16 protein-coding genes, 1 tRNA gene and 4 pseudogenes are annotated in these 23,021 nt (G+C 60.2%); 9 read left to right on the top strand and 12 right to left on the bottom strand.

Features of this window, described 5'->3' with window-relative positions; genetic code table 11:
• Nucleotides 1-56: 56 nt before the first annotated feature.
• From ACZZZP_RS20780 to ACZZZP_RS20790, 3 genes and pseudogenes are all read left to right on the top strand, one after another.
• Nucleotides 57-1,421, top strand: coding sequence for a formimidoylglutamate deiminase (locus ACZZZP_RS20780; RefSeq protein WP_463383965.1), 1,365 nt, complete (start codon nucleotides 57-59; stop codon nucleotides 1,419-1,421).
• Between the two features lie 209 nt (nucleotides 1,422-1,630).
• A pseudogene (locus ACZZZP_RS20785) lies at nucleotides 1,631-2,904 on the top strand (murein hydrolase activator EnvC family protein).
• A gap of 34 nt (nucleotides 2,905-2,938) precedes the next feature.
• Nucleotides 2,939-4,276, top strand: coding sequence for a S41 family peptidase (locus ACZZZP_RS20790; RefSeq protein WP_463383967.1), 1,338 nt, complete (start codon nucleotides 2,939-2,941; stop codon nucleotides 4,274-4,276).
• A gap of 119 nt (nucleotides 4,277-4,395) precedes the next feature.
• Here the strand turns inward: ACZZZP_RS20790 and ACZZZP_RS20795 are convergent, their stop codons facing one another.
• The 9 genes from ACZZZP_RS20795 to ACZZZP_RS20835 form a co-directional block, all read right to left on the bottom strand.
• On the bottom strand, nucleotides 4,396-5,151 hold the full coding sequence (locus ACZZZP_RS20795; protein ID WP_463383968.1) for a substrate-binding periplasmic protein: 756 nt from the start codon (nucleotides 5,149-5,151) through the stop codon (nucleotides 4,396-4,398).
• 211 nt (nucleotides 5,152-5,362) lie between these two features.
• The gene (locus ACZZZP_RS20800; RefSeq protein ID WP_122493338.1) at nucleotides 5,363-6,121 is read right to left on the bottom strand and encodes a substrate-binding periplasmic protein; all 759 of its coding nucleotides are present in this window, start codon (nucleotides 6,119-6,121) and stop codon (nucleotides 5,363-5,365) included.
• Nucleotides 6,122-6,365: 244 nt separating this feature from the next.
• On the bottom strand, nucleotides 6,366-7,121 hold the full coding sequence (locus tag ACZZZP_RS20805; RefSeq protein WP_463383969.1) for a substrate-binding periplasmic protein: 756 nt from the start codon (nucleotides 7,119-7,121) through the stop codon (nucleotides 6,366-6,368).
• Nucleotides 7,122-7,361: 240 nt separating this feature from the next.
• Entirely contained in the window at nucleotides 7,362-8,132 is a 771-nt protein-coding gene (gene hisF, locus ACZZZP_RS20810; protein WP_122449511.1) for an imidazole glycerol phosphate synthase subunit HisF, read from the bottom strand.
• 10 nt (nucleotides 8,133-8,142) lie between these two features.
• The gene (gene hisA, locus ACZZZP_RS20815; RefSeq protein ID WP_122493340.1) at nucleotides 8,143-8,880 is read right to left on the bottom strand and encodes a 1-(5-phosphoribosyl)-5-[(5-phosphoribosylamino)methylideneamino]imidazole-4-carboxamide isomerase; all 738 of its coding nucleotides are present in this window, start codon (nucleotides 8,878-8,880) and stop codon (nucleotides 8,143-8,145) included.
• A 40-nt stretch (nucleotides 8,881-8,920) separates the two neighbouring features.
• Entirely contained in the window at nucleotides 8,921-9,181 is a 261-nt protein-coding gene (locus tag ACZZZP_RS20820) for a DUF2164 domain-containing protein (protein ID WP_122449509.1), read from the bottom strand.
• Nucleotides 9,181-9,819 (bottom strand): imidazole glycerol phosphate synthase subunit HisH, encoded by a 639-nt coding sequence (hisH, locus tag ACZZZP_RS20825; RefSeq protein WP_463536819.1) that lies wholly within the window; start codon nucleotides 9,817-9,819, stop codon nucleotides 9,181-9,183. Before hisH ends, ACZZZP_RS20820 begins: the two co-directional genes overlap by 1 nt.
• Nucleotides 9,819-10,412 (bottom strand): imidazoleglycerol-phosphate dehydratase HisB, encoded by a 594-nt coding sequence (gene hisB, locus ACZZZP_RS20830; protein ID WP_122493343.1) that lies wholly within the window; start codon nucleotides 10,410-10,412, stop codon nucleotides 9,819-9,821. Before hisB ends, hisH begins: the two co-directional genes overlap by 1 nt.
• Before the next feature lie 225 nt (nucleotides 10,413-10,637).
• The gene (locus ACZZZP_RS20835) at nucleotides 10,638-12,287 is read right to left on the bottom strand and encodes an OFA family MFS transporter (protein WP_463536820.1); all 1,650 of its coding nucleotides are present in this window, start codon (nucleotides 12,285-12,287) and stop codon (nucleotides 10,638-10,640) included.
• A gap of 177 nt (nucleotides 12,288-12,464) precedes the next feature.
• Between ACZZZP_RS20835 and ACZZZP_RS20840 the strand changes: the two genes are divergently transcribed.
• The 6 genes and pseudogenes from ACZZZP_RS20840 (at nucleotide 12,465) to ACZZZP_RS20865 (ending at nucleotide 17,898) form a co-directional block, all read left to right on the top strand.
• Nucleotides 12,465-12,863 carry an acetyl-CoA sensor PanZ family protein gene (locus tag ACZZZP_RS20840; protein ID WP_463383970.1) on the top strand — a complete coding sequence of 133 codons (399 nt, stop codon included), beginning with the start codon at nucleotides 12,465-12,467 and terminating at the stop codon, nucleotides 12,861-12,863.
• A gap of 154 nt (nucleotides 12,864-13,017) precedes the next feature.
• Nucleotides 13,018-15,241, top strand: a pseudogene (locus ACZZZP_RS20845) (AsmA family protein).
• A complete protein-coding gene (mutY, locus tag ACZZZP_RS20850) occupies nucleotides 15,238-16,305 on the top strand; it encodes an A/G-specific adenine glycosylase (RefSeq protein WP_463536821.1) in 1,068 nt (355 codons plus the stop codon). The pseudogene ACZZZP_RS20845 and the gene mutY overlap by 4 nt, the downstream one beginning before the upstream one ends.
• Nucleotides 16,302-16,589 (top strand): oxidative damage protection protein, encoded by a 288-nt coding sequence (locus ACZZZP_RS20855; protein WP_108096435.1) that lies wholly within the window; start codon nucleotides 16,302-16,304, stop codon nucleotides 16,587-16,589. The genes mutY and ACZZZP_RS20855 overlap by 4 nt, the downstream gene beginning before the upstream one ends.
• 77 nt (nucleotides 16,590-16,666) lie before the next feature.
• A tRNA-Phe gene (locus ACZZZP_RS20860) sits at nucleotides 16,667-16,742 on the top strand.
• 154 nt (nucleotides 16,743-16,896) lie between these two features.
• Nucleotides 16,897-17,898, top strand: a complete 1,002-nt coding sequence (locus ACZZZP_RS20865) for a Fic family protein (protein ID WP_463383971.1) — start codon at nucleotides 16,897-16,899, stop codon at nucleotides 17,896-17,898.
• An 86-nt stretch (nucleotides 17,899-17,984) separates the two neighbouring features.
• Here the strand turns inward: ACZZZP_RS20865 and ACZZZP_RS20870 are convergent, their stop codons facing one another.
• The 3 genes and pseudogenes from ACZZZP_RS20870 to ACZZZP_RS20880 form a co-directional block, all read right to left on the bottom strand.
• Nucleotides 17,985-18,893 carry a restriction endonuclease gene (locus ACZZZP_RS20870; RefSeq protein WP_463383972.1) on the bottom strand — a complete coding sequence of 303 codons (909 nt, stop codon included), beginning with the start codon at nucleotides 18,891-18,893 and terminating at the stop codon, nucleotides 17,985-17,987.
• Nucleotides 18,894-18,911: 18 nt separating this feature from the next.
• Nucleotides 18,912-20,249 (bottom strand): annotated as a pseudogene (locus ACZZZP_RS20875) (type I restriction enzyme subunit R domain-containing protein); the annotation flags it as partial.
• A gap of 263 nt (nucleotides 20,250-20,512) precedes the next feature.
• Nucleotides 20,513-22,937, bottom strand: a pseudogene (locus tag ACZZZP_RS20880) (TonB-dependent siderophore receptor).
• Nucleotides 22,938-23,021: the final 84 nt, after the last annotated feature.

Below are 23,021 nucleotides of genomic sequence, written 5' to 3' on the forward strand. Positions count from 1 at the left end.
ACGTTTGCCTCTGTATATGTATATACAACCTGAATTCGCCCTGGAGCGCCCGGAACATGCCTGTTTTCTTTGCTGAGCGCGCCTTGCTGGCCGATGGGTGGGCGCGCAATGTGCGCCTGACCGTAGGCGCCGATGGCGTGCTGCAACAGATTCAAACCGAGGCCACCGACGAGGGCGCCGAGCGCCTGAGCGGCCCGCTGCTGCCGGGCATGCCCAACCTGCATTCCCATGCGTTTCAGCGCCTGATGGCCGGGTTGGCGGAAGTGGCCGGCAACCCCAACGATAGCTTCTGGACCTGGCGCGACCTGATGTACCGCCTGGTCGCCACACTCAGCCCCGAGCAGATTCAAATCATCGCGCGGCAGCTGTATATCGAAATGCTCAAGGCCGGCTACACCAGCGTCGCGGAATTTCATTACGTGCACCACGACGTCAACGGCCAGCCCTACGGCGATCCGGCTGAGCTGGGCTTGCGCATCAGCCAGGCGGCGAGCGACAGCGGCATCGGCCTGACGCTGCTACCCGTGCTGTATGCCCACGCGGGTTTTGGCGGTCTGCCGCCCAGCGAAGGCCAGCGGCGCTTTATCCATAGCAGCGACAGCTATCTCGCGTTGCAACAACGCCTTCAAGCCGCCCTGGCCGATCAGCCAAACCAGCGCCTGGGCCTTTGCTTTCACTCGTTGCGCGCCGTTACGCCGACACAAATCGAGCAGGTGCTGGCGGCCAGCGCCAGCGACAGCCCGGTGCACATCCATATCGCCGAGCAACAAAAAGAAGTGGACGACTGCCTGGCCTGGAGCGGCCAGCGCCCGCTGCAATGGCTGTTCGACCACGTCGCGGTGGACGCCCGCTGGTGCCTGGTGCACGCCACCCACGCCAACGCAGAAGAAGTGCGGCAGATGGCGGTCAGCCAAGCCGTTGCTGGCCTGTGCCTGACCACCGAGGCCAACCTGGGCGACGGCATTTTTCCGGCTGTGGATTACCTGGCCCAAGGCGGACGGCTGGGCATTGGTTCGGACAGTCACGTGTCGGTGAGCGTGGCCGAAGAACTGCGCTGGCTCGAATACGGCCAGCGCCTGCGCGACCAGAAACGCAACCGCCTCTACCGCAGCGACCAGCCCATGATCGGCCGCACGCTGTACGACGCCGCCCTGCTCGGCGGCGCACAAGCGCTGGGGCAGCCGATTGGCCAACTGGCCGTCGGCAAACGGGCAGATTTCGTCGTGCTGGATGGCGCCGACCCGTACATCGCCTGCGCTGAACAGGACGCCATTCTCAATCGCTGGCTGTTTGCCGGCGGTGATCGGCAAGTGCGCGATGTGATGGTTGGCGGGAAATGGGTGGTGCGCGAAGGGCGACACATTGACGAGCAGTGCAGTGCGCAGGACTTCGCCGGGGTACTGAAGGCGATGTTGGGGTGACCGGACGAGCTTCCTGCGCATCACGAGCCTGGATCCCGCGTTCGCGCGGACGACGGTGCTTAATCCGGAGTTATCCGCGGGTTCGGTTAGCAAAGCGAAGCCCAACGCCGTCGCCCACTCGACATTTATTCCACACGCACTGCTCGGACGTTTTTTTGCTGCGCACCGCGGGCATACTAGGCCGTCTTCATCCCGGTATCGCCCGCCCCATGCTTCGCACCCTGACTGCCATTGTTCTTGCTCTGCTGCTATGCCCGGCCGTAGCCGACGAGCGCGCGGATGCGCAAAAGCAACTCGACGCTGCCCAGCGCGACGTTGTCGAACTGCAAAAACTGCTGAAGAAAATCGAAGCCGACAAGTCCGGCATTCAAAAGCAGCTGCGTGGCACGGAAACCGAAATGGGCGATCTGGAGAAGCAGATCAATACCCTTGAGCAGCAGCTCAAGAACAACGAGACCGAGATTCAGCGGCTCGAAGGCGAGAAAAAAAACTTGAGGGCGCGCGTATCGAGCAGCAGAGGCTGATCGGTATACAAGCCAGGGCGGCCTACCAGAGCGGGCGACAGGAATACTTGAAGCTGTTGCTCAACCAGCAAAACCCCGAAAAATTCGCCCGCACCCTCACCTATTACGACTACGTCAGCCAAGCCCGCCTCGACCAGCTCAACACCTTCAACGAAACCCTGCGCCAACTGGCCAATATCGAGCGCGAAAGCGCGGCGGAAAAAGCCCAACTCGCTGAGCGCAAAGGTTCTCTGGACGAGCGCCGCGACAAGCTTGCTCAGGTTCGCAAAGAGCGCCAGCAAGCCTTAGCCAAGCTCAACAGCGATTCCAAAAGCAGCGACCAAAAACTCAAAGCCCGCCGGCAAGAACAAGCGGCGCTGGGCAATGTGCTGAAAACCATTGAGGAAACCCTGGCCCGCCAAGCCCGTGAAGCCAAGGCGGCGGAAGAAGCGCGCAAGCGTGCCCAGGAAGAACAGCAACTGGCCATGGCCAACCGCCGCGTCGGCCCTGGCCAGAAGCCGGTCAGCGCACCGAGCGGCCCCGTAGTTTCCAGCGATGGCGCTGTGTATGGCGGCGCGTTTGCCGGCAGCCGTGGCAAGCTGCCGTGGCCGGTCAATGGCCGCATCGTTGCGCGATATGGAACCCAACGCGGCGACGACGCTCGTACAACATGGGACGGCGTACTAATCGGCGCCGCCGCCGGCAGCCAGGTGCGCGCCGTGCACGGTGGCCGTGTGGTATTTGCCGACTGGTTGCGCGGTTCGGGCCTGCTGGTAATTCTCGACCACGGCAACGGTTACCTCAGCCTGTACGGGCACAACCAAAGCTTATTGAAAGACGCGGGTGACATCGTCAAAGCTGGCGAGCCGATTGCGACTGTCGGCACCAGTGGCGGCCAGGACACCCCCGCGCTGTATTTTGCGATTCGTCAGCAGGGCCGCCCCAGCGACCCTGCGCAATGGTGTCGGGCGCAGGGATAGGCCCCGTACCTCTTAATAGTGGAGCTCGTTCGATATGCCGCATTTGTCTCGCCTTAATTCCCTGGCCCTGGCTATCGCGCTGGCGCTCGGCGCCCCGCTCCTGCACGCCGCCACTGACGTCGACGCCGCCACCGCACCGCCTGCGGCCAGCGCGCCAGCCGCGAACAAGGCGCCGCTGCCGCTCGACGAGCTGCGCACCTTTGCCGAAGTGCTCGACCGCATCAAAGCGGCTTACGTGGAACCGGTCGACGACAAAACCCTGCTGGAAAATGCCATCAAAGGCATGCTCAGCAACCTCGACCCGCACTCCGCCTACCTGGGCCCGGAAGACTTCGCGGAGCTGCAAGAAAGCACCAGCGGCGAGTTCGGCGGCCTGGGCATTGAAGTGGGCCTGGAAGATGGTTTCGTTAAAGTGGTGTCGCCCATCGACGACACGCCTGCCTCCAAAGCGGGCATCCAACCCGGCGACCTGATCGTAAAAATCAACGGCGAGCCCACCAAGGGTTTGTCGATGATGGAAGCCGTCGACAAGATGCGCGGCAAAGCCGGCGAGAAAATTCAGCTGACCCTGGTGCGCGACGGTGGTGAGCCGTTCGACGTGCAACTGACGCGCGCCGTCATCAAGGTCAAGAGCGTGAAGAGCCAAACCCTCGAACCGGGTTACGGCTACCTGCGCATCACTCAGTTCCAGGTCAACAGCGGCGACGAAGTCGGCAAGGCGCTGGCCAAGCTGAAGAAGGACAACGACGGTAAAAAACTTCGCGGCCTGGTACTCGACCTGCGCAACAACCCGGGCGGCGTGTTGCAGGCAGCTGTGGAAGTGTCTGACCACTTCCTTACCAAAGGCCTGATCGTGTTCACCAAAGGCCGCATCGCCAACTCCGAACTGCGCTTCTCCGCCGACCCGGCCGACGCCAGCGAAGGCGTGCCGTTGGTGGTATTGATCAACGGCGGCAGCGCCTCGGCTTCGGAGATTGTTGCCGGCGCCCTGCAAGACCACAAACGCGGCATCCTCATGGGCACCAACAGCTTTGGCAAAGGCTCGGTGCAAACCGTGCTGCCGCTGAGCAACGACCGTGCGCTGAAAATCACCACTGCGCTGTACTACACGCCTAACGGCCGCTCGATTCAGGCGCAAGGCATCGTGCCGGACATCGAAGTGGCGCGCGCCAAAATTACCCGCGAAGACGACGGCGAAAGCTACAAAGAAGCCGACCTCGCCGGGCACCTAGGCAACGGCAATGGCGGCAAAGACAAAACCAGCAGCGAGCTGAAAGCGCAGAGCGGCAAAGCCAACCTGCAAGATCAGGACTTCCAGTTGAGCCAGGCGTTGAGCCTGTTGAAGGGGTTGAACGTTACGCGTAGCCAGTAACGGTCTGCTCTAGCCGCGAGTGCTCTGGCAAAAGAGCATCGCGGCTAAAGCCGCTCCCATAGAGATCAGAAGATCAAAAGATCAATTGTGGGAGAGGCTTCAGCCTCGATGCTTTCTAACTACAGATAGTTAGCTGAAATCTTGTCCACGGTGCCATCGGCACGCATCGCATCCAGTGCTTTCTGCAAACGCTGAATCACCTCGTCCGGGGTGTTCAGGTTCATCGCCAGGAACAGTTGGTTATCGTTAAAGCGCAACACGGTCACCAAGCCGTTCACGCCTTCCTGCTTGGCCATGTAACGCCCCACCGGGTCGGTAGTGGCCCACAGGTCAATTTTGCCTTCCATCAATTTGCTGACGTTTTCCTGGTCGCGCAGCGCGTTCACCGGGGTCATGCCTTTGCCTTCCAGATACTGACTGACCGAAGCGTTCTTGTAGGCGCCGAGTTTGTAGGCGTTGGCTTCTTCAAGGCTGTTGAGCTTGAGCGTGCTGCCCGGCTTGGCCATCAGCACGGCGCTGGTGTTGGCCAGCGGGCCCACCCACTTGAACATCGTTTCGCGCGCTTCGGTGCGGGTGGTGGAGAACAGCCCGTAGTTGGCGTTGTCTTGCGTCAGCTTGTAGAGACGATCCCAGGGGAAGCGCAGGGTCAGGTTGTACTTGATGTCGGCGCGCTTGAACATTTCGCGCACCAGATCGGCGCTGATGCCATCGATGCCTTCGTCGCGGGCAAAATTTTTGTCGTCGACCGCCATGTTGAAAGGCGGGAAATTCTCGGTCAGCAGCACCACTTCATAGCCTTCCGGCAATTCAGCATGGGCAGCGGCGGCGGTCAGGGCCAAGCCCAGCAACAGCGAACGGGAGATTAACTTCAGCATGATGGTGTGATGTCCTATCGACAATTTTATTGTGAGCAGCCGGGCTTCGGCGCAAGCGCGCAATCGTACAGGGAGCGTTGGAGAAATTTGTGACACAGCGCTCAGAGCGGAGCGAGCGTTTCCCGGCACATAGCGACCGGGAGTGGCAGGGGCGAGATAGACGGTTTGCAGCAATCGCGGCGATCGGCTTTAGCCGCGATGCTTTTGGGGCCTACAGATAATTATTGGTCACGTCGTCCACGAAGCCGTCCTTGCGCATTTCATCCAGCGCCTTTTGCAAACGCTCAATCACTTCATCCGGCGTATCAACGTTCATGGCCAGATAAAGCTGCGCGTCGTTGAAACGCAAGGCGGTGGACAAACCACTCACACCTTCCTGCTTGGCCAGGTAGCGGCCGACCGGGTCGGTGGTGGCCCAAAGGTCGATTTTGCCTTCCATCAATTTGCTGACGTTTTCCTGGTCGCGCAGCGCATTCACCGGCGCCATGCCCTGGCTTTCCAAGTGCTGGCTGACGGCGTCGTTTTTGTAGGCGCCAACGGTGTATTTGCTCGCTTCCTTGAGGTTGCTCAACTTGAGTGTGCTGCCGGGTTTGGCCAGCAATACCCAGCCGGTTTTCGCCAGCGGCCCCACCCATTTGAACAGCGGCTTGCGCTCTTCGGTGTAGGTGGTGGAGAACAGGCCGTAGTTGGGTTTGTCGAGGGTCAGCTTGTAGAGACGGTCCCAGGGGAAGCGCAGGCTCAGCGAGTATTCGATACCGGCGCGCTTGAACATTTCGCGCACGATCTCGGCGCTGATGCCATCGATACCATCGTCACGAGCAAAGTTCTTGTCGTCGATGGCCATGTTGAAAGGCGGGAAGTTTTCGGTCAGCAACACCACTTTGTAGCCATACGGCAGCTCGGCATGGGCCAGCGTGCTTGCAGCCAGTGCAAGGCCCAACAACAGCGAACGGGTGAACACTTTCAGCATGATTTTGTCCTGTCTGCGATCGCATCGATCACACCGCGGACGGCATCGCTAAGCGTTCACCTGTGCATGCACGGACCCGGCACACGGCAGGTTAGGCCGCTGTTCGTTTCGTGGCGTGGCTCGAGAATATAGGTCGGTGCTCGGCAGGCTTGTGGCCCGCGTTGCGATGCTCTTCTTCTTGGAATGCCTATGTTGCAACGGGAACGTTTGGCCGCGCACCGTGGGTAGCGCGGCCGATTCGGCCCTACAGATAGCTGTTGAGGATTTCGTCGACGAAGCCCTCACTGCGCATCTTGTCCAATGCACCCTGCAGCTTCTGTACCACCTCATCGGGGGTCTCTTTATTCAACGCCAGGTAGAGTTGGGCTTTGTTGAAGCGCAGCACAGTTTGCAAACCGCTCACGCCTTCTTGCTTGGCCAGATAACGACCGGCCGGATCGCCCGTGGCCCACAAATCGATTTGCCCATCGCGCAGTTTTTGCGCGTTTTCCTGATCACGCAGCGCCAGGATTGGGTCGAGTTTGTGCTCGGTCAGGTACTCGGCAATGGCGTCACCTTTGTAGGCGCCAACTTTGTATTGTTTGGCGTCTTCGAGGCTGCTGAGGGTGATTTTGCTGTCAGGCTTGGCCAGCATGATCCAGTCGTCCGGGCCGATGGGGCCGACCCATTTGAAGGAGTCTTCGCGCTCGGGCAAACGCGCGGTGACGAACACGCCGTAGCCGGGTTTTTCCAGCGCCAGCTTATAAATGCGGTCCCACGGGAAGCGCAGGGTCAGGCTGTATTTGATACCGGCGCGCTTGAACATCTCCTTGACCACGTCGACGGCGATGCCATCAATGTTGTCTTCCTGGGCGAAGTTCTTGCCGTTGATGGCCATGTTGTAAGGCGGGAAGTTTTCGGTCAGCAGCACGATGCTGTAATCCGGGTCTACTTCGGCACGAGCACTGCCAGCGAGCACCAATACGGTGCTGACCAGCGAAAGCAGCAGGCGTTTGAACATTTCGGAATCTCTACTTCTGAAGGTATGTGAGGCGTAACGCGCAGTCCCGGTAGCTTAGTAACGGGCTGGGCGAAGCTCTATGCAACTTAGCAGCCAGAACGAATTGCTGCAGCCTGAACGACTCTGGATTCCGAAACGTCGGACCGCCGCTTCGCGGGAATGACGGTGGGGACAAGGATGTTGCGTTTATCCCGCGAAAATGGCGGTCCGACGATTCACAATCCAGAGCGTGGAGCAGCTCTAGCGCACCACAATGCCCCGGGCGGCCATATAGGCCTTCGCCTCAGGCACGGTGTATTCGCCAAAGTGGAAAATACTCGCCGCCAGCACGGCCGACGCTTTGCCTTCGATAATGCCGTCGGCCAGGTGCTGCAAGTTACCGACACCGCCCGATGCAATCACCGGAATGCCGACGGTTTCGCTGATGGCGCGGGTAACGCCCAGGTCGAAGCCGTTCTTCATGCCGTCCTGGTCCATGCTTGTCAGCAAAATTTCACCGGCGCCGAGGTCTTCCATCTTTTTCGCCCATTGCACGGCGTCCAACCCCGTCGGTTTGCGGCCGCCGTGGGTGAAGATTTCCCAGCGCGGTGTTTCGCCCGGTAGCGAAACCTTTTTGGCGTCGATGGCGACCACGATGCACTGAGCGCCAAAACGCGAAGCCGCTTCGCCAACGAACTCGGGGTTGAACACGGCGGCGGTATTGATCGACACCTTGTCGGCACCCGCATTCAGCAGGTTGCGAATGTCTTGCACGGTGCGCACGCCGCCGCCCACGGTCAGCGGAATAAACACCTGGCTGGCCATGCGCTCGACGGTATGCAGCGTGGTGTCGCGGCCATCGACGCTGGCGGTGATGTCGAGAAAGGTAATTTCATCGGCACCCTGCTCGTCGTAGCGACGGGCGATTTCCACCGGGTCGCCGGCATCACGGATGTTCTCGAATTTGACGCCTTTGACCACGCGGCCGTTGTCGACGTCGAGGCAAGGGATGATGCGTTTGGCCAGCGCCATGGTTCAGTCCTCAGCCGTTGTAGGCGTCGCAGTAAGCCTGGGCTTCGGCGACGTCCAGGGTGCCTTCGTAAATCGCACGGCCGGTGATGGCGCCGATAATGCCGGGCGCCTTGGCGTCCAGCAGGGCTTTGATGTCGCCCAGGTTGTGGATGCCGCCAGAAGCGATCACCGGAATTTTGGTGGCAGCGGCCAACGCGGCGGTGAACGGCACGTTGCAGCCTTGCATCATGCCGTCTTTGGCGATGTCGGTATAAACGATGGCAGACACGCCGTCGGCTTCGAAACGCTTGGCCAGATCAATCACCTGCACGGTGCTCACTTCGGCCCAACCGTCGGTGGCAACGAAGCCGTCTTTGGCGTCGAGACCGACAATCACTTTGCCCGGAAACGCTTTGCACGCTTCAGCCACGAATTCCGGCTGCTTCACGGCCTTGGTGCCGATGATCACGTAGCTCACGCCAGCTTTGACGTAGTGCTCGATGGTTTCCAGCGAGCGAATACCGCCGCCGATCTGGATCGGCAAGTTCGGGTAGCGCTTGGCAATGGCGGTCACCACTTCGCCATTCACCGGCTGGCCTTCGAAGGCGCCGTTGAGGTCGACCAGGTGCAAACGCCGGCAACCGCCTTCCACCCATTTGGCGGCCATGCTCACCGGGTCATCGGAGAACACGGTGGAGTCTTCCATCCGGCCCTGGCGCAAGCGCACGCAGGCACCGTCTTTAAGATCGATAGCGGGGATAATCAGCATCAGTCGAACCTGCTCAAGTCTTGGAATTCGGGGAAACGGGTCAGCTCTTTTCGAGCGCCCACAAGTCGCTTTCGATGCTCATGAACCTGTCAGCCAGGTGCGCCTGAACATCGGCAATCGCCTTGTTGTAAAACAGCGGCGCCACTTCGCGGGTAAACACCTCGAGCACTTCCTGGGCTTCAAAGCTGCCCAGCTCAAGCTCGAAACGGTCTTCCAGAAAGCGCTTGAGCACGGCCACCGCCGCAGCTTCCTGCGCCGGCTCCAGAGTCAGGCTGGGTGCTTTCTGTTTGCCGCGGCTCATTACCAGCGACCGTCCCAAGCGGCGAAATTCTGCAAAAGCTGCAGGCCGTGGGTGTGGCTTTTTTCCGGGTGGAATTGCACGGCGAAACGCGAGCCATCGGCCAGCGCGGCGGCAAAGTCGACGCCGTAATGACCGCGACCGGCTACCTGGCGAGCATTGGCCGCTTCGATATAGAAGCTGTGCACAAAGTAAAAACGCGCCAGGTCAGGAATGCTGTGCCACAGCGGGTGATCGACGGTTTGCGCCACTTCGTTCCAGCCCATGTGCGGCACTTTCAGCGCTTCGTCGTTTTCGACCAGGTCTTTGCCGAAGAAGCGCACCTGACCGGGAAACTGGCCGATGCAATCGACGCCGCCGTTTTCTTCGCTGTGATCGAGCAAAGCCTGCATGCCGACACAAATGCCGAGGAAGGGACGGTCCTGGCTGACTTCACGCACCAGGCTGTCGAAGCCCAGGCGGCGAATTTCAGCCATGCAATCGCGGATGGCGCCAACGCCGGGAAACACCACACGGTCGGCTTCACGAATCACAGCGGCATCGCTGGTGATCTGCACCCGGCCGGCACCTACGTGCTCAAGCGCCTTGGCCACCGAGTGGAGGTTGCCCATGCCGTAATCGATGACGGCTACCGTCTGCATTACAGGCAGCCCTTGGTCGATGGCATTTGCCCGGCCATGCGCTCATCCAGCGTCACCGCCATGCGCAGCGCGCGGCCGAAGGCCTTGAACACGGTTTCGATCTGGTGGTGCGTGTTGTAGCCGCGCAGGTTGTCGATGTGCAGGCTGACCAGCGCGTGGTTAACGAAGCCCTGGAAGAATTCCTGGAACAGGTCGACATCGAAGCCACCAACGGTGGCGCGGGTGTACGGCACGTGCATTTGCAGGCCCGGGCGACCGGAGAAATCGATCACCACGCGCGACAGCGCTTCGTCCAACGGCACATAGGAATGGCCGTAACGCACGATGCCCTTCTTGTCGCCGATGGCTTTGGCAAAGGCCTGACCGAGGGTGATACCGACGTCTTCCACCATGTGGTGGTCGTCGATATGCAGATCGCCTTGGGCTTCGATATCCAGGTCGATCAACCCGTGACGGGCGATCTGATCGAGCATGTGCTCAAGAAAAGGCACGCCAATGGCAAAGCGCGCTTTGCCGGTGCCATCCAGATTGATAGACGCCTTGATCTGGGTTTCCAGAGTGTTGCGTTCGACGGATGCCGTACGTTCGGCCATCACCAGCTCCACGAATCTTAATGCGAAAGGGCCCGCATTATAGGCCGGCTTCCGGGTCGTCGGCCATGCTGCGTTGCGTCCTCGCTTTTAATGCTCACGTACTTGAGTACGCTGCGCTTAAAAAGCTCCGGGGCGCCTTGCATGGCCTTAGCCCCGAAACCCTTGATCGAGAAATGACAAAGCCGACATTACGTCGGCTTTGTTGTGAAGCGCGGGTTAACTCACTCAGCTAAACAAGACCACGGTCTTAAGCAGCGTCACCCAAATACCCCAAGCGAGCGGGATACCTACGGCCAACCACGCAGCAATAACCAACGGCTTGCTCTTCGGATCCGCAGTCCACTCCAGATTGGCGGCGGTCTGCACGGCGTTGTCGTTACCAATGGCACGCTCGGCCGCCAGCTCGGCGTCGGTCATGAAGTGCTTGGCGGCAACTGGCTTGACCAGCGCGTTGCAGATGAAGCCCACCACCAACAGCCCCGCCAGAATGTACAAGGTGATGTCGTAGGCATCGGCCTTGGCCACGCCAACGCTCAGTTGGTATTCGCGGATGTAGTTCACCAGCACCGGGCCGAGGATGCCGGCGAACGCCCAGGCAGTCAGCAGGCGACCGTGAATGGCACCAACCATTTGCGTACCGAACAGGTCGGCCAGGTAAGCCGGCACCGTGGCGAAACCGCCGCCGTACATCGACAGAATCAGGCAGATGCTGAACACGAAGAACGCCACGCTGCCGAGGTGACCGGTCCACGGCACCAGCGCGTAGAGCATGAAGCCCAGGGCGAAGAACACGAAGTACGTGGTTTTGCGGCCGATCAAGTCGGAGAACGACGACCAGAAGAAACGACCGCCAATGTTGAACAGACTCAGCAAACCGGTGAAGCCGGCAGCGATGATCGCGATCTGCGCCAGTTGCTCAGGGCTCAGCTCGCCAAAGCTCTGGTGCGTACCGATCAAGCGACCGGCGAACACTTCCTGCAGCAGTGGCGATGCCATGCCGATGATGCCGATACCGGCCGACACGTTCAGGCACAGCACAGCCCACACCAGCCAGAACTGCGGAGTTTTCCAGGCTTTGCTGACGTGCACGTGGCCCTTGGTGATCATTTCGTCGTTGGCTTTTTTCACCGGCGGCGTCCAGCCCTCAGGCTTCCAGCCGGTTGGCGGAACGCGGTAGGCCAGCGCACCACCCATCATGAACACGAAGTAGATAACGGCCATGACGGCGAAGGTTTGCCATACGCCGACGCCGTCCGGGCCAGCGAAGTAACCCATCAGCTGTGCAGCCAGCGGCGCGCCAACCATGGCGCCACCACCGAAACCCATGATCGCCATGCCGGTAGCCATACCGCGCTTGTCCGGGAACCACTTCACCAGCGTCGATACCGGCGAGATGTAGCCCAAGCCCAGGCCGATACCGCCAATCACGCCCGAGCCCAGCCACATGAGCCAGATTTGGTGGGTGTACACACCCAACGCGGAAATCAGCAGACCACCGCACCAGAACACAGCGGAAACCACACCGGCCTTACGCGGGCCAGCATGTTCCAGCCAGCCACCGAAAATGGCGGCCGAGCAACCGAGGAATACGAAGAACAAGGTGTACAGCCAACCCAACATCGAAATCGGCCAGTCGCAATCGCTGGCGAACACTTGTTGGAGGAAGCCCAGATCGGCGCCACACGCCACTGGCGCGGTAATGCCAATGGCCTTGGACAGCGGCAGCCAGAATACGGAGAAGCCGTACGCCATGCCGATACACAGGTGAATAGCCAGAGCCGCAGGCGGCACTAGCCAACGGTTGAAGCCAGGAGCAGCGATGATGCGCTCCTTGGACAGAAACGCAGACTTAGCTCGCGCCGCTGGCCACTGCAAGGGCGTCAGTCATTTCGAGGATCTCTCTATGTTTTTTAGTATGGGCAGATAGGTGAAGCGGTAGAACGCAAGAGGATATCGCCTACAGACGTACGACGACTAGGTTTGCGCGTACCATTTGTTGAACAACGCACATTTGACCCACATCAATCTTTCCCGCGAGGCTCTAGCCCAGGCATGCCGGTACTTGTAGAAGAAATAAATGAACCCTCAAGTCAGGATTTAACCGACCTGAACAAGGTGTATCAGGACGCACCCGACTGGCTGCTGGCGCCATTCGCCAGCCGCGAGCAGCTCATCGAAACTGCCCTCAGCCGGCGACAACTAATCGCCGGGCGCTTCAACGACCGACTGTTGGGCGCGGCCCTGCTGGAAAAAGGCGAAAACGCCTGGCGCTTGTCGCACCTGTGCGTGCGTGCCGTCACCCGCAAGCGTGGGGTGGCGCGGCGTTTGTTGGCTGAAGTGCAACGCTTGGCAGACGCAGCGGGCAAAACGCTGCACCTGGCCGCACCCCGCGACCACCTGGAAAGCCAAGCGTTGGCCGCCAAAACCGGCCTGGTTCTGCACCCGCTGTAACGCCCCGCCACCAGCCCGGGCACAGCAGCGGAACCACCGCCGCGCGTGCCCATCCAATCCTCCAGCCACTGCCACCGCTGGTCGGCGTTATACTCCGGCATCGTTTTTCCCGTCTTCGCGCTGCTTTTCAGCGCTCACCAACAAGGAATCGTCCATGAAATCGTTTGGCAAAATCCTGGGTTTGTTCTTCCTCGGAGTCTTGCTGATCCTCGTGGCGCTGGGCTTCGCCCTCACCCACCTGTTCGATCCCAACGACTACAAAGACGAAATCCGTCAGATCGCCCGCGACAAGGCCAACCTCGAGCTGACCCTTAACGGCGACATCGGCTGGAGCCTGTTCCCCTGGCTAGGCCTGGAACTGCACGACGCCACCCTCGCCAGCGCAACCACGCCGAATCAGCCATTTGCCGACCTGCGCATGATCGGCCTGTCGGTGCGCGTACTGCCGCTGCTGCGCCGCGAAGTGCAAATGAGCGACATCAAAGTCGACGGCCTCAACCTGACTCTCGCCCGCGACGAACAAGGCCGTGGCAACTGGCAAGACATCGGCCGTCCGGCGAAACCGGCCGCACCCGCCGACGCGGGCCAAGCGTCGCAAACAACGCCGCCAGCCAATGAAGGCACGCCAGACACCAAGCCGTCGCAACCGATGAAACTGGACATCGACAGCCTGACCCTGGCCAACACCCGCATCGACTACAAAGACGCCAAGACTGGCCGCCAATTCAGCGCCGAAGGCATCGAACTCACCACCGGCGCTATCCGCGAAGGCGCGAACATTCCGCTGAAACTCACCGCCTTCCTCGGCACCAACCAACCGGTACTGCGCGCCAAAACCGAACTGGCCGGCGAACTGCGTTTCGACCGCGCCCTCAAGCGCTACCAGTTCGAAGACCTGAAACTCTCAGGCGAAGCGTCGGGCGAGCCGTTGAACGGCAAAACCGTCACCTTTGCCGCCCAAGGCCAACTGCTGCTCGACCAAGGCGCCCAAGTCGCCGAATGGAACGGCCTGAAATTCTCGGCCAACCAACTGCGCGCCCTCGGCGAGCTGAACGTACGCGAGCTGGACAAAGAGCCGCAACTCACCGGCGGCCTGTCCATTGCCGAATTCAACCTGCGTGAATTCCTCGACGGCATCGGCCACCCGGCGCCAGCAAGCGCGGATGCCAACGCCCTGAGCAAAGTCGAGCTGGTCGCGCGCCTGCAAGGCAATGCCAACAGCCTGGCCTTCAACGAGCTAAAAATGAAAGTCGACGAAAGCGCCTTCACCGGCAGCCTGGCCGTCACCGACATCGCCAAGCAGGCCCTGAGCGTTCAGCTCAAAGGCGACAAGCTCAACCTCGACAACTACCTGCCAGCGAAAAAGAAAGAAGACGAGCCGCGCAGCAACCGCCAGAACGAAGTCAGTGGCACCCTCGCCAGCGCTGGCCGCGACGGCAACAGCGACCTGCCCAACCCGCCGAGCCAGCAAGCCTGGAGCGAAGAGCCGGTGCTGCCCATCGACCAACTGCGCAAAGTGACCGCCGACCTCAACGTGGCCCTGGGCCTGCTCACCGTCGACAAGCTGCCAATCGAAAACGCCAGCATCAAAGCCAACGCCAAAGACGGCCTGCTGACCGTGGAAAACGTGCGCGGCGATCTCTACAACGGCAACTTCAACGCCACCGCCAGCCTCGATGTGCGCCCGGCTGTGCCGCTGCTGAAAGTGCAAAAACGCATCACCCGCGTGCCGGTGGAAAAACTCCTCGCCACGCAAAAGAAAACCGCCCGTGCGCGGCCTGCTCGACCTCAACGCCGACTTCAGCACCAGCGGCAACAGCGAAAAAACCTGGATCGAAGCCCTCAACGGCAACGCCAGCTTTGCCCTTAGCGATGGTGCGCTGATCGACGCCAACCTCGAACAGCAACTGTGCAAAGGCATCGCCACCCTCAACCGCAAGTCCTTGAGCAGCGAGCCACGCAGCAAAGACACCCCGTTCGAGCAACTGGACGGCACCCTCAGCGTGCGCAACGGCGTGGCCAACAACCCCGACCTGAAAGTGCGCATTCCGGGTCTGCGCGTAAACGGCAACGGCGACATCGACCTGCGCGTGCTGGGCATGGACTACCGCGTGGGCATCATCATCGATGGCGACAAGAGCGACATGCCCGACCCGGCCTGCGAAGTGAACAAACGCTACGTCGACGTCGAGTGGCCACTGCGCTGCCGTGGTCCGCTGGAACTGGGCGCCAAAGCGTGCCGCCTGGACAAAGACGGCATGGGCAAAGTCGCCGCCAAACTGGCCGGCGACAAACTCAATGAAAAACTCGAAGAGAAGCTCGGCGACAAAGTCAGCCCGGAACTCAAAGATGCACTCAAGGGCCTGTTCAAACGATGAACCCCGAGCAATTCAGTAACGCGGTACTCGACTGGTACGACCGCCACGGCCGCAAAGACCTGCCCTGGCAGCACAACATCAGCCCGTACCGCGTATGGGTGTCGGAAATCATGCTGCAGCAAACCCAGGTGAGCACCGTGCTGGGCTACTTCGACCGCTTTATGGCCGCCCTGCCGACCGTAAAAGCCCTGGCCGAAGCCCCCGAAGACGAAGTGCTGCACCTGTGGACCGGCCTGGGCTACTACACCCGCGCCCGCAACCTGCAAAAGACCGCGCAAATCGTCATGACCGAGCATGGCGGTGAGTTTCCCCGCAGCGTCGAACAACTCACCGAACTGCCCGGCATCGGCCGCTCGACCGCAGGCGCAATTGCCAGCCTATCCATGGGCGTGCGCGCGCCGATTCTCGATGGCAACGTCAAACGCGTACTGGCCCGCTACGTCGCCCAAGAGGGCTACCCCGGCGAGCCAAAAGTGGCCAAACAACTGTGGGACGTCGCCGAACGCTTCACCCCGCATGAGCGCGTCAACAACTACACCCAAGCGATGATGGACCTGGGCGCCACACTCTGCACCCGCAGCAAACCCAGCTGCCTGCTGTGCCCGCTACAAAGCGGCTGCCAAGCGCACATGCTCGGCCTGGAAATTCGCTACCCCATCGCCAAGCCGCGCAAAACCCTGCCGCAGAAACACACCCTGATGCCAATACTCGCCAACCGCGACGGCGACATTCTGCTCTACCGTCGCCCCTCCACCGGCCTGTGGGGCGGCCTTTGGAGCCTGCCCGAACTGAGCGAGCCCGCCGCCCTGGAAACCTTCGCCCTCCAACGCGGCCTGACCCTCGGCAGCCGCCGCGAACTGGCCGGCATCACCCACACCTTCAGCCACTTCCAACTGGCCATCGAACCGTGGCTGATCCACGTCGAGAGCAATACCCCCAGCGTGGCCGAGGCCGACTGGCTCTGGTATAACCTCGCCACCCCGCCCCGCCTGGGGCTTGCCGCGCCAGTAAAAAAACTACTGAAACGCGCCGCAGACGAATTGAACGCTGGAGAACCGACATGACCCGCACCGTACATTGCCGCAAACACAAACAAGACCTGCCGGGTCTGCCCCGCCCGCCGTACCCCGGCGCCAAAGGCGAAGACATCTACAACAACGTCTCCCAGCAAGCCTGGGACGAATGGCAAAAACACCAGACCCTGCTCATCAACGAGCGCCGCCTGAACATGATGAATGCCGAAGACCGCAAATTCCTCCAAGCCGAGATGGACAAATTCCTCTCCGGCGAGGAATACGCCCAAGCCGAAGGCTACGTCGCGCCTAGCGATTCCGAGAAAAAATCGTAAGCGCCCGGATTAATTAAATATTTTTAAAAAAGCGTGTTGACAGAGGTGCTTCAAATCCGTCTAATAGCGCCCCGTTGGCCCAGGTAGCTCAGTCGGTAGAGCAGGGGATTGAAAATCCCCGTGTCGGCGGTTCGATTCCGTCCCTGGGCACCATCTTCAAGTTTCCAAACGCTGTGAAAGGCAGATTGGAAACGACAAAAAACCCGCCTAGTGCGGGTTTTTTATTGGGCGGGATTTGGTGTGCCCGCGCCTTCTTCTTGATGCTATGTTTCCTGCCGGAAGCTGTCTCTCAAGGATCTCCTGCTACATGGCCTCTTACGCCCCGCCAGTTACCCTTACGCCAACGATGCTAGCGCTGGTCGCTGACATCAGCGAGCAGGTAGGACGCCTCAGCGCCATGCACGAAAGGCAGCTGACGCCGCAACTTCGCCGAGGCAATCGCATACGGACCATCCAGGCCTCGCTGGCTATCGAAAACAACACACTCAGCGTCGAGCAAGTTACCGCTGTGCTCGAAGGCAAACGCGTTCTGGGCCTGCCGCGAGAGATCCAGGAAGTGCGCAACGCCTTCGCCACCTACGAAGCGATGACAGACTGGCTCGCTGACTCCCGCGAGCACCTATTAAAAGCGCATGCACTGCTGATGCATGGCCTTATCGACGACGCCGGTCACTTGCGCCAAGGCGGCGTAGGCATCTATCGCGGCGACCGCTTACTCCACATGGCCCCACCCGCGAGCCGCGTTGGCGAGTTGATCGACCAACTGCTCGGGTGGCTGGGAAAAACGGATCTGCACCCGCTAATCGCAAGCTGTGTTTTCCACTACGAATTTGAATTCGTCCATCCCTTCGCCGATGGCAACGGGAGGATGGGGCGACTGTGGCAGACGCTAGTACTCAGCCAATGGCGGCCAGTGCTTGCCTACCTGCCTGTCGAGACGGTTATCCGTGATCAGCAAGACGCGTACTACTCAGCGTTGTCTGCCTCAGACCAAGCTGCAGAAGCGACGTTGTTTGTTGAATTTATGCTGGGAGCCATCAAAAAGGCACTGACCCAAACCGAGCCCACCGACCCAGTAAGCGAACCAGTAACCGACCCAGTACGACGCCTACTCGATTTGCTAAAAGAGCACGGCGCGCTCAAGCCTGTGGAGCTGAGAGTGCACTTGGGCCTCACCCACAGACAAACTTTCAGGAGTAACTACCTGGATCCCGCCCTGGCTGCAGGCCTGGTTGAAATGACGAATCCTTCGTCACCCAATAGTCCAACTCAGCGGTATCAACTAACGGCTCGCGGGCGAGCGATTTGAAGGTCTACACATTAGATCCGCGCTTTTAAGCGCATGAAAAGACGATGGCGCAGCGGGCCGTGTCGCCCTTACAGCAGGTCCGCCAATTACTCTTCCGAAAAGTAATCGCTGTCGATCTGCTTCACTTCGTAGACCTCTTTAACGCTCACGCCCAGATTGTTTTCGATCATCAGGCGGGCGAGCTCGATTCCGTCGATTAACACGACTTTGATATCCAGCCCCAATGCCGCTTCACGCGCCCCGGTTGAAAAGTCCGAAGTAGTGATGAAAACGCCCTTGCGCGCCCGCTGACGAGTTAGGGCACCGATGAATTTATCGATCTCTGGACGATGCACCGTGATGTTCCAGCGCTTGGCCTGCAGATAAATTACATCCAGCCCTAACTTATCCTCCTTGATGATTCCGTCGATGCCGTCGTCGTTCGTTGCTCGGGTCGCCTTGCCGGCTTCTTTGCGGGAACCGCCATAGCCCATGGCGATCATCAGGTCGACGACCAACTGCTCAAAGAACGTCGGCGTGCCTGCTTTCACCTGCACCAGTAGGTCATCCGCCAGCGTTCTCACAAGCGCTTGATGAGCATCCGCTAGCTGTTCATCGGGCGTGGCGTCGGCCGAGTCACGTACCAGCGGAGTCGGCACTTCAACGCTCTGAGATTTCGCAGCATGAAACTCTAGAAACTCGGGAAACTGTTTTAACCAGGAAATCGTGATGCGCTCAGGGCCGTTGGCAAGAGCCTCCACTCCGCGAGTCGTAATCTGTGTCATGCCTTTGGAAGGGATCGTGAGCAACCCAGCTTTATGCAGATAGGTTCGAGCCCAGCCGATTCGATTGTTGATAAAGGTTTGCCCTGACGGAACGCGCTCTTTTCGTTCTGCCTCGGTGAGCGAAAACACCGTTGCAATGTGCTCGCGCAACTCGCTAAGCGGCTGCGGCAGCCCGCTCTGAAGACTGGCCAGAAGCGGCCTCATCACACTTTGGAAATCTGGAATCGCCATCGTCACTCCTTAACGTGCTCAGGCGCCGCGCTGCGCATTCTCGTTTATGCCGGCTGCGGCCTTGAGCATCTTCAAAATCACTAACGCAAAAGCCCTGCTTTTGGTTTCGTTATCCAACACTTCCAGCGACATTTTTTCGTGATCGGTCATGGCATCTAGCACGGTGTCGATAACCCGCTTGGGGAATAGGCCATGCATAACTTGGTCAACGGAGTGGTTGTTTACTTGCGCCATCACATCTTCCTGACGGCTGATGCGTTGCGCGATGTCGGTAAGGAATTGCAGCTGGTCGTCGTCGCTTACTTCGGCACCGAAGATATCGTTCAACGCTTCGATAACTTCCGATAGACGCTTTTTCTCGGGGTCATGAGGCTTTCCGCTGCCGACATCGCTGCCGGGCTCCAGCTTGTACTCACCGTGATCTTCGTTTAAACGAAGCTGATGCTCCGCGCGTTTGCTCAAGCGGTAATGGGTTAACTGCAGCTCGCCAACATCAACCTCCGGCTCCTGCAGACGGTCCACCCGAAGCAGCGGATGTAAATGCTTGGCGTATACGCACAATTGCTCCAACTCTCGATCTTCGTAAGGAACAATCTGCGAAAGAAATTCGTATAAGCGCACAAAGCTCTGCAGGTTTTTCTTGAACAGGTCCAGCTGATCCACCTGCTCACCTGCCTCCTTGAGTGCGTGCTCCGCCTTTTTAAGCCCCGCGCTGTCGCCGTTAGCTTCGGCAGTGCGTTTGTAATCCAATGCGTGTAGCCGCGCTTCCTGGCTGAACGCGTAACGCTTGGCAAAGCGCTCTTTGGCTGGCTGGCAGTAATAACTCAGCTTGCTGGCAGCCGCTTTGGGGTCGAAGAATGCCATGGCAAACGCCTCGACTTCCTGCCAGTGATAAATGCCCTCAGCATCCAATTTCTTTTGCAGGTCGTAGATGATCTGCGGGTCGGTGACATCGGCCAGCTCAGCCTTCGTGTAATACGGCAGGAAGGCGTCAAGGATGTCTTGCGGCTCGTTGAAGAAGTCGAGAATGAAGGTTTGCTTGGCCGGGAACGTTCGGTTGAGCCTCGACAGGGTCTGCACGCAATCCACGCCTTGCAGCTTCTTGTCCACGTACATAGCGCACAGCTTGGGCTGATCGAAGCCGGTCTGGTACTTGTTGGCCGCAATCATCACGTTGAAATCCTGCGTGTCGAAAGCGTCCGCCAAGTCGCGGCCGTTGAGGCCGGCGTTAAGCAGGCTACTGCTTTCCGTCACCTCCTCGGGAATCACCTGGTCCGGCAACACGCTTCCGGAGAACGCCACCAGCGGGTGCACATCTCCATAGCCCATCTGCTGCACATACGCTTTTACCGCCAATTAAATAAATTCCGGGCGTTATCAGACGCACTTCAGGCGATCATCGTAAAGCAGCGCTCGCTGCGACGAAACGAATAACAGCCTACCGCTCTCAAGTATCCGTGGTCAGCTTCTCGCGCCCGCTACAGGTTTTCGTGGGTGCCGAAGCCCAAACCTCACAACGCACGCCATAAGGTGCAAAGCGCTGCCTCGTTAACCAGAAGCGTCGCACTCACCTTAGCGCCATGTCTCTAAGTGCCACACCCCGAACGACGCCTCCCCCTTCAAAACTCCACCGTCCCCGCCACCTCAACCTGCCTCGCATCCCCAATCGAAATCAAAAACGCATTGGTCGACGACGAGTAGTAGGTCTTATCAAACATGTTCTTCACGTTGAGTTGCAGCTTCACGTTTTTGCCGCCGAGTTTGGTGTCGTAGCTGGCGAAGGCGTCGGCGACGGTGTAGTCGGGGAGTGTGAAGGTGTTTTCGGCGTCGCCGGCGCGTTCGCCTACGTAGCGGGCGCCGGTGCCGAGGCGTAGGCGGTCGCCGCCGAGGATTTGGCCAAGGTCGTAGACGGCGAATAACGAGCCGGTGTGGCGGGCCACGTTGGCCAGGTCGTTGCCTTGCAATGCCGGGTCTTTGGTGACCCAGGCGTCGAGGTAGGCGTAGGTGCCGATCAGGCTGAGTTGGTCGGTGAGCTGGCCGGTGATGTCCAGTTCCAGGCCGCGTGAGGTGACGGCGCCGGCGGCGCTGGCGAAGGTGTCGGTGGCGCCAGAGGGCGTTCGGTAGGTCTGCGTGACCATGACGTTTTCTTTGTCGATGGTGAACAGCGCGAGCGTGCCGGTCAGGCGGCCGGGCATGTCGAGTTTGGCGCCCACTTCCCAGGCTTTGCCTTCTTCAGGGTCCAGGCCGTTGATGCTGGCGGTGCCGCTCAGGGCGGCGATGGTGGAGTTGGGTTTGAAGGATTCGCTGTAGCCGCCGTACAGGGAAAATTCGTCGTTCCATTGGTACACGACGCCCACGCGCGGCAGCCATTTCTGACCGTTGATGTCGGTGTTTTTTACGAACGGTCGGCCCTTGCCGGCGAGTTGGTCGTAGAGCTGGTAGCGCGCGCCGCCGAGCGAGAATCCATTGGTCGTTGAGGTGGATGGAGTCTTGCAGGAACGCGGACTGGCTGTAGACCTTGTCGGTCTGGTCGCTGTCGCTGGCCGACACGGTGGTGGGTTCGGGCACCTGGCCGTACACCGGGTTCTGGGTGTCGAAGCGCACGGTGGTGGTTTGGCGCAGCAGGTCGGAGCGGAAGATTTTTCGATATTCGTGGTCGACACCGGTGAGTACTTCGTGGCGCAGGCCGCCCAGTTCCACGTCGCCGGAAAGGTCGAGGGTGCCGAAGTGTTCGGTGCTGACGGCGCCGCGTGTGCCGTCCAGGCGCCGCACCAGGCGTGTCGAACTGCCGGCTGCATAGCCGGTCACGCGCGCTTGGTAGTCGTCGTAGCGGTCGCGGTTGTAGCTGTAGGCGAAGTGCGTTTTCCAGTCGTCGTTCAGGCGGTGTTCCACGTCGAAAATCGCCAGGTCGGAGCGGCCTTCGGTTTTGTTGTAGGGCTCGTCCAGGCGCTGTTTGCGCGAGACGTCCAGCGGTTTGGTGCTGCCTTTGGCGAGGATGGTGCCGCGGTCGAACGGGGTGACGTAGTCGCGGTGTTCCCACGACAGGTTCACGGTGGTGTCGTCGCCAAACCAGGCGAGCGACGGGGCGATGGTTTTCTCGCGGCTGTTGCCGAAGTTGCGCCAGTAGTCGGCGTCGTCGTAGTCGGCGACCAGGCGGTAGGCCAGGTTGGTGTCGCCAATGGCGCCGGTGCTGTCGAGCTGGCCGCCGCTGCCGTTTTTGCCGTCGCCGTAGGTGGAGCTGCGCGCGGTGATGGCGTTGTACGCCTGCAGTTGCGGTTTTTTGCTGACGAGGTTGATCACGCCGCCCGGGTCGAGAATGCCGTAGAGCATCGAGGCCGGGCCTTTGAGTACTTCCACGCGCTCGACGTTGGCGGTGAAGTTGCGGCCCTGCACGGTGCGCATGCCGTCGCGCAGAATCGAGCCGTCGCGGTTGTCGCCGAAGCCGCGTTTCATCACGGCGTCCATGGTGCTGCCGAGCGTGTTGGCCTGGGTGATGCCGCTGACGTTGATCAATGCGTCGTCGAGGTTGCGCGGTTGCTGGTCTTGCAGCACCTGGCGCGGCACCACGGCGATGGCTTGCGGAATTTCCAGTAGCGGCGCTTCGCTGCGCATGATTTTGCTGCTGGGCGGCGGTTGGTAGCTGGTCGCTTGCTGCGAGCTGGCGTCGATGTTGACGGCGTCTAGGTTCATGGCGCCGTCGCTGCTGCGCACCCGCTGCAGGGTGATGGTGCGCGCGTCGCTGTGGCGGAAGGTGTAGCCGGAACCTTGCAGCAGTTGGCTCAGTGCCTGCTCGGCGCTGAGTTGGCCATTCACGGCGGGCGCTTGCATGCTGTAGGGCGCGTCGTCGCTGTAGACCAGGCTCAAGCCGGTGACGCGGCTGAAGGCGCTCAGGGCTTGCGGCAAGGGCTGGGCGCTGATGGCGAAGCTGTAGCGCGTTTGCGTGGCGGCGGGTGGCGCGTCGGCTGCCTGCACCAGCACAGGCGCGCTGGCTGCCAGAAGCAGGGAAAGACCGAGGCCGTGTTTGCCTACCGTTACGTACGTCATGAGCACCTAATCCGTGAAAGTGACCCGACACCGGGCTTGCTGCGATCAATTCGCAATTACATGCACTACACGGATGCCGACGGG

The organism is Pseudomonas sp. AC211, assembly GCF_979258055.1.